Below are 13690 nucleotides of genomic sequence, written 5' to 3'. Positions count from 1 at the left end.
CGGGCAGGGTCAGGATGAAATCCGAACCCATTTTCCAAACGTCATCCGCATGCCGGAAAACCGATGCCACGCTCCATGGCGTGCACCAGTCGGAACGGAAGAGTGCCTCGAAGCAAGACAGAGCCATCATTCGCCCCTTTCTGTGCACGCTTGGGCCCAAGTGACCGGGTAAGCCGGATTGCGGTTCCGGCGGACCCGGTCGACGCCCTCATCCAGGATAGTGCGCACAACGTTTGCGAAATCCTCGTAGGAATAGAGGGCGAGGCGTTGGGCTCCATTGGCTACCAGCTTTTCGGCCAAAGCATCGTTATGCCAGAGGGCAAGCATTGCCTGGGCCAATGAGGCCGGTTCTCTCGGATCGATGTAGAGGGCGCCATCCCCCAACTGCGCGCGGATGCTGGGCAGCCCGGTGATGATGACCGGGCGGCCGAAACTCCACGCTTCCAGTGGCGGCATGTTGGTGGGCCCGAAGAAGGTGGGCATGACGAGGCCGGCCGACAGTGTGTAAAGGGCCGGAATATCCCGATCGGGCACGAAGCCCAGATAATGGACCCGGGCAAGCACGCCCAGATTTTCGGCAAGCGCCATCGTCTCAAGAAAATTCCTTGCCCGCTCCCGCTCCGTGTAAGTGCCGGCGAACACGACGTGAAGCTGTTCCCCTTTCGTCTTTTCGAGAAGCGCGAGAGCCTCGACAATCAGGCGATGGTTCTTGTGTTTCCAGAATTGGGCCGGGTAAAAAAAGAAACGCTCGGGCAGGGAGTAACGGCTACGGACCCGTGCGATGTCCTTTGGCCCCGGTGACGGTACCCGTCTGGCAGGCGGAAAATAGGGCAGGACACGGATACGGTCACCATCGATCAAATCACCGTAGTAGCGGAGCACATCATTCCGTCCTGCATCGGAATCGACCAGCACCAAGGTCGCGTAGCGGCAGATGCGCCGGAAAGTCGCTTCGCGCGCTTCGGCAATTCCACCGGCGCTCACTTCTGGAAATTCAGGCTGAATGCGGTGTTGAAGGTCATGGATTGGGGCGATGAAAGGGAGCAGGGAGTCAGGACCGGCCGTCGTTGCATGGAGTGAAAACAGAAGATCGATGCCTTCATCCCTCAGGGCTTCTCCCACGATGGGATCGGGCACGATCTCGTCCGACAAGGTGAAGGAAGCCGGCAAGGCATCCTCATGAGGAGCCTGCAGGAAACTTTCCGGAGGGGGCTGTGAAATCCGGAACTCTCCCAGGGGCCGGAGCGGCAGGTTGCCATAACGCAACTGTCCGGATTGCAGAATGCCCCGCAAGCTCTCGTTCGCATGGTTGATGCAGACCAGTTCGTAAGAAACGCTTCCCGTTATGTCAGACAGAGCGTCAAGCAAGCCTGCCTCATATTGGAAGGCCCCTCCACTCGACATGGGAACCTGCCTGTAAACACCGACACGCATTTGCAAATCCCTGGCTGCCGCGACCGGAGTGGACGGGGTGGAATACACCGACGGTTGCTCGACTCAATCGGGCATGCTTGGCGACAAAGGTAAAGAAAATCTTTTTTTACTCACTCCCCATACCGCCGCCTTGGTGGAAAAACAGTTCCGCGAAGCCATCGAATGCCGCAGGTAGCATCGGCCGGCTTGGGTCCGCGCTGGTTTGAATCAACGCAAAACCGAGGCCGGTGCGGGGCCCTTCATCTTTAAGTCCTCGTTTCTCCAAGGGGTGCATCGACCCGCGATCCGTAGACAAGAGCGAACCATGTGGTTTGGCCCGCGTTGCGGAAGGGCGGCTTGCTTGCCGCGTTGGTTTCATGGTCGAAATCATGGACGAGGTAACGGAAGCCGTTCCGGTCGAGTAGATCGAGGACTGGCCCGAGCCGCTGTTCTCCCCCCGCCCAGCCATGATATTCGAGAACGAGCCGGTCAATGCTGGCGAGTTGCCCCACCGCCTCAAGCTCCCGAAGAACGGGCAGTTCCATGCCTTCGATGTTGAGCTTCAGAAAGTCGAGCCGTCCACCCAGCGCCGCGATGTGAGCGGACAGACGTTCGGAGTGTATGGTCATCGACCCGGACGGGGGAGCCGAGGCGTCGATCATCCGGCCCCCATCCGCGCCGTCGGCCTCGAAACGGCTCAAGCCTTCGCAGTCGCTCAACCCGCTTTCCACAACCTCGACGCTAGCGAGCCCGTTGCGTGCCAAGTTCCGCCGCAACATCGCACAAATCCCTGGATCGGGTTCGAAGCAGCGAATGCGGGCTTCCGGACAGAGGCTGTGGAAACGCAGGGCAGCAAGGCCAAGATGCGCGCCACCGTCCACAATCACCATGGAGCGCTCGGGAACAGGTCGAAAATCATAAATTCGATTCTCGAATATATTTTTTATTTCCATATACAACGACAGCAAATCATCATATTCAATCTCAAAATTTCTGAATACTAAAATCCCTGACTGCCTGCGCGGAGCTTGCATAGCAATGCTTCTCAGGTCGTCGAGAGAGTCTGTTTCAATTTTCATTTCTTTGTCTTCCTAAGAAAGCTGCAATCTCTGTGCATCATCGGGCCGTATATAGGGTCATATCGCCGTTCATGACAATCTCGCAGTCAGTCCAGCCATGCGGCAATTCTTGCGACCAGTTCCTCTGTCGGCCAATCACGGACGCACAGCCTGGGCACCAGCAAAGGATGATCCCCGTCCCGGACCGGATCCGGACGCGTGGTGACGGCGGCGGTGAAACCGAGCTTATCCAGCAAGGCGACGGTACCGGCATCGAAGCTGCCGGAATTTCCGAAAGGATAGGCAAAGGCGCGGATCGGGCGGCCGACGACACTGGCCAAATGTTTCTGGCTCCGCAGAATTTCTTCCCGCTGTTTGGCAAGCCCAAGGCGTCCGAGATTCAGGTGAGAAACGGTGTGCGCTCCGATTTCGATCAGACCCTCCCTCGCCAGGGAGCGTACGCCGTCACCATCCAGCGGACGGTGTGAGTCACGCCCACGCAGAGGGCAACCGGACCAATGGGCAAGGTCCAAAAGAGCCTGCATTCTTTCGTCCGCCTCGTTCAGGCCAAGGAGACAGGCGTGAAGCTTTCGGTAGAGTGCGGACCGCGGCGTCGGGCTGCCCTTATCCAGGACATTCCATCCCCCTCTTTCCGGTGGAGATGTCCCAATCCGATCAGCTTCGATCATCCCGTTGCCGATCTTCAGGTGCAGTGTCGACGGCAGGTGCTCGGGCAGCAGGATGAGGCGCTCCAGTTCATCCCACCAATATTCCGCCGCCGTTCCCAGCGTCCCGGTGGAAACGAACACTGTGGCCGGAATTTCGGCATCCACCAGCAGAGGTTTGGCGACATGGAGGTTGTCTGCGTAGCCGTCATCGAAGGTCACGGCGATGGCCCGCTCGGGCAGGGTGCCGGTGCGCAGCCCATCGGCGATTCGGGATAGGGGGACCGGAGTGCCGATGCTGCGCAGCGCCGCCATGTGTTCGCGAAAACGCTCCGGGTTTACCGCCAGGAGCTGTGGGTCGCTTTCCAGAAGGGCGACGCGGTGGTACATCAGGACCACCGCGCGCCCTGGGTTGCCGGCGCGCGGTTTTGGCGGCAGTTGGGCCTTTGTGACGGCGGCGGTGATCGTAACTTCATAATCGGGGTCGATCGGATCGAGGCTGCCGGGAGGCATGTCCTCGATGGCGAGGCCGTTGAGGAAGGCCGTGACGGCAACGGAATTGCCGAAACGGTCGATCCTCACGCCGTCCCCGATGAAGACGGCGTCGAACAGTTCCTGCGCGCTACGGATGGTCAATCGCCATTGGTCTCCCCAGCGATCCATGTCGTAGCGGCTGATTTGCGTGATGCCGGCCATTGTGGCGAGCAGCGTTCCGCCCGGTTTGAGGATGCGCCGCAACGCCTCCAAAGCGGCGCGCATATCATGGATGAAATGAAGGGTCTGCGTCAGGATGATGCAGTCATAGGTTTCGGAGGCGATTTCGAGGGCGCCGGTGGCCAGATCGCTGACAATGACGTCTTTGGTCCCGTCCCCCGTGGCGTGAAGAACGTCGGCCTGCGTCACCCGCTCGCCACCATAACGCCGTGTGTAGGTGGCGTCTCCAACCTCCAGCACCCGACCCCGGATTGCCGGCGCGTGGACGCTGAGGAAGTTCTCTATGTAATAGCGATCGATGGGGCGGCCCCGGTCGAGACCAAAGACGCGGCTAACGGGGCGTCCGTCCGCAAGGGCATCGGACAGGATTTCGATCCAGCGGCGGTCACGATTCATGCGCTGCCTCCGGATGAGGCCAGAATATCGGCGTAGAGTGCAAGATAGCGGTCGATCATCACACGCTCATCGAAATGTTCCAATGCCCTGCGACGCCCAGCCACACTCATCCGGCTCCGCATGGCGTCATTCTGCAACACCGTCAAGATGGCCTGCGCGAGCTTCAGGCCCTCACCGGGCGGGACGAGCAATCCAGTTTCCCCGGCAATGACCTGTTCTGGAATCCCATCGACGGCGGTGGCGACGACCGGAAGCCCGCAGGCCATGGCCTCCAGGACCACGGTCGGAAAGCTGTCCGCCCATGCCGGATGCACGAGCAGGTCGGCCGCGTGATAGGCATCCAGAAGCTGACTGGCATCATCCGTGAAGGCGCACTGCCAGATCTCTATGTCTTGCGGCGGGGTAAAGCCCCCTCCCTCCGCCGTGCCGCCGACGACGAGGAGGATGAGGCGACGCGGCGCCAGGGTGATCGCTGCGGCCATGATGGCTTGGCATAGGCTCTCTGGATCGCGCCAGGGGTTGGCGAGTCCGCCATTGGCGACATAGAGCGCGATAGCGGCATCCTTGGGCAACCCAAGGCGCGCGCGTGCCGCCGCTTGATCGGCAGGCCGGAAGACGCTGGTGTTGATGCCGTTCGGAACGGTAGCGGTGACGTGCAGAGACGATTTCGGAAGGCTGTCCTCCGCCCGCTTGCGCAGCCAGTCGCATGGTCCGATCAGGGAGAAACGGCTGGAGGCCAGAATTTCACGCTTGCGCGCCCAGTTGTTTGCCGTGTTGTCCCGGAGGAGCGGTGGATAGATCGACAGATCAGGACAGGCCCCGCATCCGCCACGCCACCGTTCGCAGCCGAGCGGATGGGCGCAATGCCCGCTCAACAACCAACAATCGTGAAGGGTCATCACCACGGGAACCTGCGCGCTCAACCAGGGAAGAACGCGGAGGTCGAAATAACCGGTGTGGAGGTTGTGCAGATGGACGAGATCCGGCCACCCATCCATGGCCTCCAACAGGTCCCAGCTCCCAGGATAGAAAAAATCTTCAACTCCGGCGCGCAGAGACCACTTGCGGTCGTCCGGGCCGGCAGGGGGCGGAGCATCCCGGTTGCGGGCTGGTTGGTTGCGATCTCGCGACAGAGGATGCACCCAGGGATAAGCGAGATGCTTGAAACCAACAGCCAGCACCGCTTCATGACCTGCATTTTGCAAACCGACGGTAAGCCGGAGCGCAATTCTTTCCGCTCCACCTCCCCGATCGGCCATGCTGACCATGAGAATGCGCATTCTGAACGAGCCTTCTTTTGAAAAGCATTAAAAATTATCATCACGGATTTCAAGTAAAATATATGATTTTTGCCCTAATCTTGGAAATAGAGAACCATTTTGAAAGAGACGGCAGATTTATCGACGGGAAGTTCAACCTTTCCTGCATATCCAACCCTTTCCCACTATCCCCTTGGTTCTTTTTCCAGCAGAAGCCTGGAGTTCCTATTGCAACTCCGGTCTGGCGGGCTGAAGTCTTTGATCTGCGCTTGCCTCCAGACCGGTTTTGATCCTTGCTTTGAAGGACCATCGGCCAGAAAACCGCGAATCAGTTGACGGTTGAGGCGCTTCAGTCAAGTCGTCGGAACGGCTTTCACACCACCAGCACCGGATAGCCCTCCGGCAGATCGACCACCCGAGGCTCCGGAATCGGCCCGATGTCGGCCACCATGGCGCCCCAGGACCACCCCACCCCGAAGCCGGCCATCAGCGTCCGGCGGCGGCCGGTCGCCACGCTGGCTCCCAGGCCGTTGCAGATGGCCAGCGGGATGGAGGCGGAGCTGGTGTTGCCGAAGCCCTGCATGTCGATCACGAACTTCCCGGCCGGCGCCTTCACGCGCTTGCGCAGGTGCTCCAGCATGAAGGCGTTGGCCTGGTGCAGGACGAACCAGTCGATGCCGTCGACGTCGGTGCCGGCGTGCTCCAGCGTTTCGCGCAGCAGCGGCGGGACAGCGCGCAGCGTGAAGGCGAAGACCTCCGCCCCGTTCAGGGTCAGGCGGGACTCGCGCTCCAGCCGGGCCTCGGCCTCCGGGTCGCGGGCGGTGGCGGCGGATGCGACCGGCGGGATCAGGGAATGCCGCTTGCCGCCGGCCTTCACGAAGATGTGGGGGGCGCCGGCGCCGTCGGTGCCGATCACCACCGGCATCGGCGTGGCGTCCGGATCGACCTCCAGGGCGGTCGCCGAGCCGGCGTCGCCGAACAGGGGCAGGGTGGCGCGGTCCTCCGGGTGCAGGTGGCGCGTCGCGTTGTCGCCGCACAGCACCAGCGCGCGCTTGGCGGTCGAGCCGCCCAGCAACCGAGACGCGATCCACAGCCCGTAGACGTAGCCGGAACACCCCAGCGGAACGTCGAAGGCCGCCGCGCTGGTCGGCAGGCCGAGCCGCTTCTGCATGATGCAGGCGGTCGCCGGCAGCACGTAGTCGGCGTCCTGCGAGACGAAGACCAGCACCTCGACGCTGGCCGGATCCCAGTCGAGCTGGGCCATCAGCCCCTCGGCCGCCGCGACGCAAAGGTCCGACGCGCAGTAGGGCGGGGGCAGGACGCGGCGTTCGTGGACGCCGATGGTCGCGGCCAGTTTCCTCACCTCCTCCGGCGTGAAGATGCCGGGATCCTCGACGAAGGAATGGCGCTGCGGCGGCACCACGGCGCGCAAGCCCGCGATCCGGACACCGTCGACGATCGCTTTCATGATATCATGTCCTTACGTATTGGAGCTTCCAGAGGAAGCTTGGTCGGAACCGGAGGCCAGCCTACGACAAAATGCCCTAACGACCGGCAAATATCGAACCCTCTATACCGTGACGGAAAGACCGCCTGTGCTAAGGTCGCCCATCCTCCACGTGACCGGATTCCGCCGCCCATGACGCCGCCCATGACCGCCGTCTACAACCCGATGGACCTGTCCGGCCGCCTGATGCTGGTGACCGGGGCTTCGGCCGGGATCGGCCGGGCGACGGCGGTGATGCTGTCGCGGCTGGGGGCGCGGGTCCTGCTGAACGGCCGCGACGCCGGACGGCTGGAGGAGACCGCCGGATTGCTGGCGGGGAAGGGCCACGCGGCCGCCCCCTTCGACCTGTCGGATCTGGAGGCGGTGCCCGGCTGGGTGAAGGCGCAGGCCGCCGCCTACGGGCCGCTGCACGGCATCGCCCATTGCGCCGGCATCCAGACCCTGCGGCCGATCCGCATCTTCTCCGCCGCTTTCTTCGACGAGGTGATGCGGGCCAACCTGGGCAGCGCGCTCGCCCTCGCGCGCGGGCTGCGGCAGAAGGGCTGCCACGCGGAGCGGGCGGCGATCGCGCTGATCTCCTCCACCGCCGCCACGGCGGCTTCGCCCGGCAACGTCGTCTACGCCGCCAGCAAGGGCGGCATCATCGCTGCCACCAAGGGGCTGGCGGTGGAGTTGCTGGGCGACGGCATCCGCGTCAACTGCGTCGTCCCCTCCATCGTCGAGACCGAGCTGATCGAGCGCGGCAAGCAGAAACTGACGGCCGAACAGTACGAGCATCTACGCACGCTCCAGCCGCTGGGCTTCGGCCACCCCGACGACATCGCCCACATGATCGCCTATCTGCTCGCCGACACCAGCCGCTGGATGACGGGGTCCATCGTCACCGTGGACGGCGGACGCACCGCCTGACCTCCCGCCCCCCGAACCGGACTACCCATGACCGAGGCCATGCCCGACACCCGCTGGTTCTACCTGTGCACCGAGGACGACCTCGCGGTGCCCAACGCCTTCGTCACCACCCGCGTCGGCGCCGTGCCGCTGGTGGCACAGAACCTGAAGGGACGGGTGGTCGCCTTCCGCAACGTCTGCACCCACCGCTTCGCCGTCATCCACGACGATCCGTCCGGCTGCGGCCCGCTGCGTTGCCCCTACCACGGCTGGACCTTCGACGCCGAGGGCGTGCCAGTGGGGCTGCCCTTCAACCCGACCGACTTCCAGCTTAACGCGGAGGGCCGCCGCCGGCTGGCGCTGAATCCGGCCTCGCTGGCGCGCTGCGGCCGGCTGGTCTTCGTCCGCGTGGCGACCGAGGGACCAAGCCTGGAGGAGCAGCTGGGCAGCGGCCTGTTCGCCCGGCTGTCAGCTCTGTCGGAGGACTTCCCCCGGTCCGGCGAACCGGGGGAAACCGGGGACGGTCTCGACGACGGCTCCGGCGAGGCTTGGGAGCGGTTCGAGGCCGCCAATTTGCGCGTCGCCTTGCGCCCCGGCCAAGCCCTGCGCCTGGAGGCCCTGCCGCCACCCGGCGCGGCCGAACGCTTCGCCCGGACCGGAAACTTCCTGCCTGCCCACACCGACACGGAGCGGCCCGCATGACCGCGCTCTTCCCCGAAGCGGGTGGCTTCCTGCCGCACCAACATTTCTGGACCGAGGAGGGCCTCGCCCTGGAGCGCGAGCGCGTCTTCGGCCGCTGCTGGCTCTACATGGGCGTGCTCGACGCGAGCGCCTCGCCGGCCGAGCTGACCGCCGACATGGCCGGGCTTCGCTTCACCGTCCGGCGCGACACCGCCGGCCTGTCGGGCGTCTGCCTCGACGGCGCCCAAGCCCGCCCGCTGGAGGTCGACCGCTGCGGCGCCCTGGTCTTCGCCCGCGTGGCGCAGGATGGCGGCCCGACCCTCGCCGAGCATCTGCACCCCTACGCCGAACGGCTCGCCACCATGTCGGTCAACTGCGTGAACCCCGAGCCGCCGGTCGGCATCCCCTTCCAGGCCAACTGGAAGGCGCTGATCGAAAACACGATGGACGACTTCCACGGCTCCACCGTCCATCCGGAGACGATCCATCCCGCCGTCCACCCGGACTGGCAGAGCCACCTGAAGACCGAACGCTTCGGCGCCAACAGCGATTCATGCTGGCGGCTGGCCGACGGCACCGCCGGCTGGTGGGCGAAGCTGGACGCCAAGATGCGCCTCGCCAAATTCGCCGAGGAAGCGACCTACCGCCACATCTTCATCTTCCCGAACTTCTATCTGGCGGGGTTCTACGGCGCGACGGTCATCCCGCACCGGGTCGATCCGGTGGCGCCCGACGCGGCGGTGCTGCGGTGGCAGCTGTTCCTGCCGACGACCCAGCTGGAGACGCCGCGCGAGCGGGCCTTCCACCGCTCGGCCGCCGCCTATCTGCTGGAGTCGGCCACGGGCGTGATCAATGAGGACCGCCCGGTCTGCGAGGCGGTGCAGCAGGGCCGACCCGGCATCCTCGGCAACGGCGTCTACGGCCGGCGGGAGCGGCGCATCCTGGACTTCCACGTGGCGATTCTGGCGCAGTTGGCCGAGTCCCCCGTGATGGAGCCTTGCGGGTGAGCGGCCTCAGTTTCATCGTCCCGACCGAGGAGCACGCCCAGCTCCTGCTCGACTGGCGCACCCGGCCCGACATCGCCGGCCAGATGCTGTCCGAGGTCCCCTACGACGTGGAGCGCCAGAAGGCGTGGCTGCGCCGCTGCGAGGCGCGCGACGATTACGTTCACCGCATCCTCTGCGTCGACGGGGCGCCGGCGGGCCACGTCTCGATCACCGTGACCGACCCCGCCTGGGGGATCGCCACGCTGGGCGTGCTGATGGGCGAACGGGCCGGGCGGACGGGGGCGGCGCCGCTGAATTTCGCCTACATGTTGAACCACGTCTTCTACGCGATGGGCCTGCGCAAGGTGGTCAACCACATCCTGGGCACCAACAGCCCGCGCCTGCTGAAGGGCCAGCCGTTGATCGGCTACCGTCCGGTCGGCGTGCTGGCCCGGCAGGTGGTGAAAGGCGGGCAGGAGATCGACCTGCACATCTTCGAGATGCTGGCCGAGGACTGGCGCGCCACGCGCGGGCGCTTCCGGATTTACGAGGACATGGACGGACGGGTCTGGGAGTGATTCACCGCCGGACCGGACGGGTCAGGCCCTTTCCATCGCGTCGCGCCAGACCGTGTGGAAATGCTGGATGCGCTCCTCGCCAAGCCCAAGCATCGCCGGGAAATCGACCTGCCGCACGCCCCGGAAGGCCTGCTCCGACTCCTCCTGGTCCTCGCGCAGCAGGGCGACGTTCAGGTCGCGGGCGGTATCCTCGATCAGCCGGCGCGCCGCCGTGCCGACACCCTCCAGCCCGGCGGGATCGGCCAGGAACAGCCGCAGGCGCAGCGCGCAGCGGGCCGGGTCGAGCGGGTCGTAGGTCTGCACGCTCATCACCGCGCCGCGGGTGAAGCCGATCTCCAGGTTGGGGAAGATGTGCAGGTGGTCGTACTCGCGCAGGGACCCGCTCGGGCGGAAGCCCAGCCTTTGCGAGACCCCGTCCCACCAGCGGGCGCTCTTGTCCGAGACGGAGGTGACGCCGCGCGAATGCGGCCCGGCTCCACGTGCATCCCCATCGTAGTCGCAGCGCCAGTCGCCCTTGACCAGCTTGCGGAAGGTGGTCGGGTGGACCATGTCGGCGTGGTAGACCTCCAGCACGCTCTCCACGCCCATCTTCCAGTTGGCCTCCCACACCGCCTCCCGCTCGTCGAAGGAGCGGACGAAGACCTCCGAAGCGTGGCGCAGGACCTCGGCGTAGACGCCCAGCCAGTCCTCCAGCAGCGGGCCGTCCGCCGCCACCCGCAGGAAGACGAAGCGCCCGCAGGTCGCCACCGCCACCGGGGTCAGCGCCCGCACGCAGCGGGCCGCCTTGTCGAGGCTGAACTGCGCCTCGTTGCCGGGGATGCCGTAGGGCACGCCGTCGCGGTCGTAGGTCCAGCCGTGATAGCCGCAGCGCAGCATCCCGTTGCCGCGCGCCTCCCGCTTCAGGATGGCGAAGCGGTGGGTGCAGACGTTGCGGAAGGCCCGCAGCTCCCCGTCGAAATTCTGCACGACCACGTCCAGCCCGCCGATCCGCCGGGTCAGGTAGTCGTTGTGGTGGACAAGGTCGTCGGTGAAGCCGGCGAAGACCCAGCAGCGGCGGAAGAGGCGCTCCTCCTCCGTCCGGAAGACCTCCGGGTCGTGGTAAGCGGCCGGGGGAATGCCGGGGACGGCCTTGGCGGGCGCGAAGCCCGGCGCGCGGGGGGAGTTGTCCATGGCGGGCAGGGTAGCGGCGGCGCGGCGGGCGGTCCAGGGCGCAGCGCCCGTCCCGGATGCGACCGCATGCCGCCCTCAGCCCGGCGCGAACAGGCTGGCCTCGATGCCGCGCACGCCCAGGGAATCGGCGATGTAGCAGGTGATCATCGCCCGGCCGTCCGGCAGCACGCCGGCCCAGGGGTAGCCAAGGTCTGGCGCCGGCCCATCGTCGCGAACAATGATCTCCGGCGCGTCGTCGATGGCCTGGGTCAGCGGGTCGTAGACGCGCGCCCGGATGCCGTAGGGCTTGTGCCGGTAGCCCCGGCAGACCAGCAGCCGGCCGTCCGGCAGCGGGCAGGCGTCGTAGGGGTGCCCGACCACGGCGTGGCGCCGCCACGGCTCCCAACTCCGCCCCAGATCGGTGGAGCGCGAGGTCGCCAGGGAATCCTCCAGTCCGGTGGTGCGGTGGAAGGCGGTCAATCCTCCCCCGGCGTCGAGATGCAGCGCCGTCTCGCAGAACCCCGCCTCGCCCTCCGGATCGAAGGCGATGACGGAGCGGTGCTGCCAGCTCTCCCCCCGGTCGGCCGAGGCGAAGAGGTGGCTGGCGTAGACGCCTGTGACCGGGTGATGGGTGTAGCCGGTCAGCAGGAGCGTGCCGTCGGGCGCCTCCACCGCCCGGCCGCGCACCGCGCCGCCGTGGAAGGGGCGCTGTCCGGGCACGAGGTCGGGGTGGCCGGGCAGGGCGGGCAGGAAGCGGTGCGGCGACCAGCTCCGCCCGCCGTCGTCGCTGTGGCGGGTGTAGCCGCCCCAGAACAGGTAGAGGTCCCCCGTCTTCAGCGGGCTGCCCACCAGCCCCAGCCCGAGGTCGCGCAGCGCCTGCCCGTCCTCCGCCGGCACCGGATACCAGCAGAAGCCGGCCAGCAGGATGCGCCCGTCGCGCAGCACCAGCAGGCTGGCGTCCTGGTCGGCCGCCTGGGGGTCGGGCGGAACGGTCCACGGTTCGCCTTGCGGGAGTCCGTCGGGACCCAGCGCCAGCAACACGGTCTGCGAGCGTGCGTCGAGATGGTCGACGTGGTTGAAGCCGTCCTCGCTGCGCCGGTAGGCCTCGCCGCGCAGCCAGCGGTGGTCGCGGGCGCGCCGGAAGGCGAGCAGCGTCGTCCCGTCGCCCCGCATCGCCACCGAGGGGAAGGAGGCGTAGAAATGCGGGTCGCGGTAGAGAACCCGATGCTCGATGTCCGGCGCGGAGGCCATGGCCAAACCCTTCCTAATCACCGCCACAGCCTTGCAGACCCGGAGCGGCCTTGCCAAGCGCCCTCTCCGTCCGGGGGCTTGTGCCGGGCCGGCCGCTCCGGTTAGGTCTCGGGCGTCCCGCAACCACGCCCGATAAGGACCGCGCATGACGCGACACCGCCCCTGGACCGTGCTCGACAGCCGCGACCTGGTCGACGCTGACCCGTTCCTGAAGCTGCGGGTCGAGACGGTGGAACTGCCCGACGGCCGGCGGATCGACGATTACTACCAACTCGACATGCCGTCCTTCGCCTGCGTCTTCGCCGAGACCGAGGACGGCCGGATCGTCGTCTACCGGCAGTATCGGCACGGGACACGCCGCGTCGGGCTGGTCTTTCCCGGCGGCCACCTGTCGCCCGGCGAGGATCCGCTGGACGCCGCCAAGCGGGAACTGCTGGAGGAGACCGGGATGGAGGCGGAAGCCTGGACCGACCTCGGCGGCTACATGGTGAACGCCAACCAGGGCGGGGCGGTGTCGCACATGTTCCACGCCACCGGCTGCCGCCGCGTCGCCGAGCCGCTGTCCGACGACCTGGAGGACACCGAAATCCTGCACCTGACCCACGACGAGCTGCTCGCCGGGATCGGCCGGGGCGAGATGCATCTGCTGACCCAGATCGCGCTGGTCAGCATGGTCTGGCAGACCGAGATCGCCCGCGCCGTCGCCCAGCCGCCCACCACCCTTGCCACCGCCCCCACCAACGCACTGGGAGACCCCGCATGACCCGCATCGCCGCCGCCTTCCTTCTGGCCGCCCTGCTCGCGGCCGGATCCGCCACCGCCGAGCCGATGAAGGGCAGCTACGAACTCCGCTGCCAGGACCCGGCGACGCGCCAGTGGAGCGTGTCCGGCCGCATCACCGATCCGGACATCCGGGACAAGCCGGCCGGCGGGCGCGAGGTTGTGGGCAAGGGACCCGACGGCAAACCGATGGTCCTGCCGATGCCGAACGACCGCACCTGCATGCTGAGCCAGTCCTGACCGGAAGCATCGCTTCTCGAAAATCCGAAAGAGGTAACCCTTCCAAGAAATACTTTCTCACCTAACTTTCATGAAGGTGGTAATCACCAATGGACCTAGGACCAAAAGGCGATGTTAACTCCTCG

At 65.9% G+C, this 13690-nt stretch carries 15 protein-coding genes; 8 read left to right on the top strand and 7 right to left on the bottom strand.

Features of this window, described 5'->3' with window-relative positions; all coding sequences use genetic code 11:
• Positions 1–126: 126 nt before the first annotated feature.
• On the bottom strand, positions 127–1368 hold the full coding sequence (locus tag EJ913_RS17120) for a glycosyltransferase family 4 protein (RefSeq protein WP_185909818.1): 1242 nt from the start codon (positions 1366–1368) through the stop codon (positions 127–129).
• A 103-nt stretch (positions 1369–1471) separates the two neighbouring features.
• On the opposite strand from EJ913_RS17120, the gene EJ913_RS31700 reads away from it, so the two are divergent.
• Entirely contained in the window at positions 1472–1609 is a 138-nt protein-coding gene (locus tag EJ913_RS31700; RefSeq protein WP_185909817.1) for a hypothetical protein, read from the top strand.
• Between the two features lie 70 nt (positions 1610–1679).
• Here the strand turns inward: EJ913_RS31700 and EJ913_RS17115 are convergent, their stop codons facing one another.
• The 3 genes from EJ913_RS17115 to EJ913_RS17105 all read right to left on the bottom strand — a co-directional run bounded on the left by EJ913_RS17115 (position 1680) and on the right by EJ913_RS17105 (position 5526).
• Positions 1680–2492, bottom strand: coding sequence for an FkbM family methyltransferase (locus EJ913_RS17115; RefSeq protein WP_127000024.1), 813 nt, complete (start codon positions 2490–2492; stop codon positions 1680–1682).
• A gap of 86 nt (positions 2493–2578) precedes the next feature.
• Positions 2579–4246 carry a polysaccharide deacetylase family protein gene (locus EJ913_RS31695; protein WP_185909816.1) on the bottom strand — a complete coding sequence of 556 codons (1668 nt, stop codon included), beginning with the start codon at positions 4244–4246 and terminating at the stop codon, positions 2579–2581.
• On the bottom strand, positions 4243–5526 hold the full coding sequence (locus EJ913_RS17105; RefSeq protein ID WP_127000022.1) for a glycosyltransferase family 4 protein: 1284 nt from the start codon (positions 5524–5526) through the stop codon (positions 4243–4245). Before EJ913_RS17105 ends, EJ913_RS31695 begins: the two co-directional genes overlap by 4 nt.
• Positions 5527–5543: 17 nt before the next feature.
• On the opposite strand from EJ913_RS17105, the gene EJ913_RS31430 reads away from it, so the two are divergent.
• On the top strand, positions 5544–5795 hold the full coding sequence (locus tag EJ913_RS31430) for a hypothetical protein (RefSeq protein ID WP_148125277.1): 252 nt from the start codon (positions 5544–5546) through the stop codon (positions 5793–5795).
• An 83-nt stretch (positions 5796–5878) separates the two neighbouring features.
• Here EJ913_RS31430 and EJ913_RS17100 read toward each other — a convergent pair whose 3' ends face one another.
• On the bottom strand, positions 5879–6973 hold the full coding sequence (locus EJ913_RS17100; protein ID WP_127000020.1) for a 3-oxoacyl-ACP synthase III family protein: 1095 nt from the start codon (positions 6971–6973) through the stop codon (positions 5879–5881).
• A gap of 171 nt (positions 6974–7144) precedes the next feature.
• On the opposite strand from EJ913_RS17100, the gene EJ913_RS17095 reads away from it, so the two are divergent.
• Genes EJ913_RS17095 through EJ913_RS17080 form a run of 4 tightly spaced genes read left to right on the top strand, consistent with a single transcriptional unit; the run spans position 7145 to position 10145 of the window.
• On the top strand, positions 7145–7921 hold the full coding sequence (locus tag EJ913_RS17095) for an SDR family NAD(P)-dependent oxidoreductase (protein WP_127000018.1): 777 nt from the start codon (positions 7145–7147) through the stop codon (positions 7919–7921).
• Between the two features lie 27 nt (positions 7922–7948).
• The gene (locus EJ913_RS17090; RefSeq protein ID WP_127000016.1) at positions 7949–8602 is read left to right on the top strand and encodes a Rieske 2Fe-2S domain-containing protein; all 654 of its coding nucleotides are present in this window, start codon (positions 7949–7951) and stop codon (positions 8600–8602) included.
• The gene (locus tag EJ913_RS17085) at positions 8599–9588 is read left to right on the top strand and encodes an RHO alpha subunit C-terminal catalytic domain-containing protein (protein ID WP_127000014.1); all 990 of its coding nucleotides are present in this window, start codon (positions 8599–8601) and stop codon (positions 9586–9588) included. Before EJ913_RS17090 ends, EJ913_RS17085 begins: the two co-directional genes overlap by 4 nt.
• Entirely contained in the window at positions 9585–10145 is a 561-nt protein-coding gene (locus EJ913_RS17080) for a GNAT family N-acetyltransferase (protein WP_127000012.1), read from the top strand. The genes EJ913_RS17085 and EJ913_RS17080 overlap by 4 nt, the downstream gene beginning before the upstream one ends.
• 21 nt (positions 10146–10166) lie before the next feature.
• On the opposite strand, the gene EJ913_RS17075 is transcribed toward EJ913_RS17080, so the two are convergent.
• Together EJ913_RS17075 and EJ913_RS17070 are read right to left on the bottom strand one after the other, a co-directional pair.
• A complete protein-coding gene (locus EJ913_RS17075) occupies positions 10167–11315 on the bottom strand; it encodes an aromatic ring-hydroxylating oxygenase subunit alpha (protein WP_127000010.1) in 1149 nt (382 codons plus the stop codon).
• Positions 11316–11390: 75 nt separating this feature from the next.
• A complete protein-coding gene (locus EJ913_RS17070; protein ID WP_127000008.1) occupies positions 11391–12545 on the bottom strand; it encodes an exo-alpha-sialidase in 1155 nt (384 codons plus the stop codon).
• Positions 12546–12690: 145 nt separating this feature from the next.
• Between EJ913_RS17070 and EJ913_RS17065 the strand changes: the two genes are divergently transcribed.
• Both EJ913_RS17065 and EJ913_RS17060 read left to right on the top strand, forming a co-directional pair.
• Positions 12691–13308, top strand: coding sequence for an NUDIX hydrolase (locus EJ913_RS17065; protein ID WP_127000006.1), 618 nt, complete (start codon positions 12691–12693; stop codon positions 13306–13308).
• Positions 13305–13565, top strand: coding sequence for a hypothetical protein (locus tag EJ913_RS17060; protein WP_127000004.1), 261 nt, complete (start codon positions 13305–13307; stop codon positions 13563–13565). The genes EJ913_RS17065 and EJ913_RS17060 overlap by 4 nt, the downstream gene beginning before the upstream one ends.
• The last annotated feature ends 125 nt before the right edge of the window (positions 13566–13690 follow it).

The sequence above is a fragment of the Azospirillum doebereinerae genome, from assembly GCF_003989665.1.
Classification (GTDB): Bacteria; Pseudomonadota; Alphaproteobacteria; order Azospirillales; family Azospirillaceae; genus Azospirillum; species Azospirillum doebereinerae.
The sequence above is the reverse complement of the archived record's forward strand: the minus strand, read 5'-3'. Positions and strand labels throughout refer to the sequence as shown.

Bases quoted from the DNA above. Each gene is read 5' to 3' on its own strand.
- EJ913_RS17115 (WP_127000024.1), bottom strand. From the start codon at position 2,492: ATGAAAATTGAAACAGACTCTCTCGACGACCTGAGAAGCATTGCTATG.
- EJ913_RS31695 (WP_185909816.1), bottom strand. From the start codon at position 4,246: ATGAATCGTGACCGCCGCTGGATCGAAATCCTGTCCGATGCCCTTGCG.
- EJ913_RS17105 (WP_127000022.1), bottom strand. From the start codon at position 5,526: ATGCGCATTCTCATGGTCAGCATGGCCGATCGGGGAGGTGGAGCGGAA.
- EJ913_RS17100 (WP_127000020.1), bottom strand. From the start codon at position 6,973: ATGAAAGCGATCGTCGACGGTGTCCGGATCGCGGGCTTGCGCGCCGTG.
- EJ913_RS17095 (WP_127000018.1), top strand. From the start codon at position 7,145: ATGACGCCGCCCATGACCGCCGTCTACAACCCGATGGACCTGTCCGGC.
- EJ913_RS17090 (WP_127000016.1), top strand. From the start codon at position 7,949: ATGACCGAGGCCATGCCCGACACCCGCTGGTTCTACCTGTGCACCGAG.
- EJ913_RS17085 (WP_127000014.1), top strand. From the start codon at position 8,599: ATGACCGCGCTCTTCCCCGAAGCGGGTGGCTTCCTGCCGCACCAACAT.
- EJ913_RS17075 (WP_127000010.1), bottom strand. From the start codon at position 11,315: ATGGACAACTCCCCCCGCGCGCCGGGCTTCGCGCCCGCCAAGGCCGTC.
- EJ913_RS17070 (WP_127000008.1), bottom strand. From the start codon at position 12,545: ATGGCCTCCGCGCCGGACATCGAGCATCGGGTTCTCTACCGCGACCCG.
- EJ913_RS17065 (WP_127000006.1), top strand. From the start codon at position 12,691: ATGACGCGACACCGCCCCTGGACCGTGCTCGACAGCCGCGACCTGGTC.
- EJ913_RS17060 (WP_127000004.1), top strand. From the start codon at position 13,305: ATGACCCGCATCGCCGCCGCCTTCCTTCTGGCCGCCCTGCTCGCGGCC.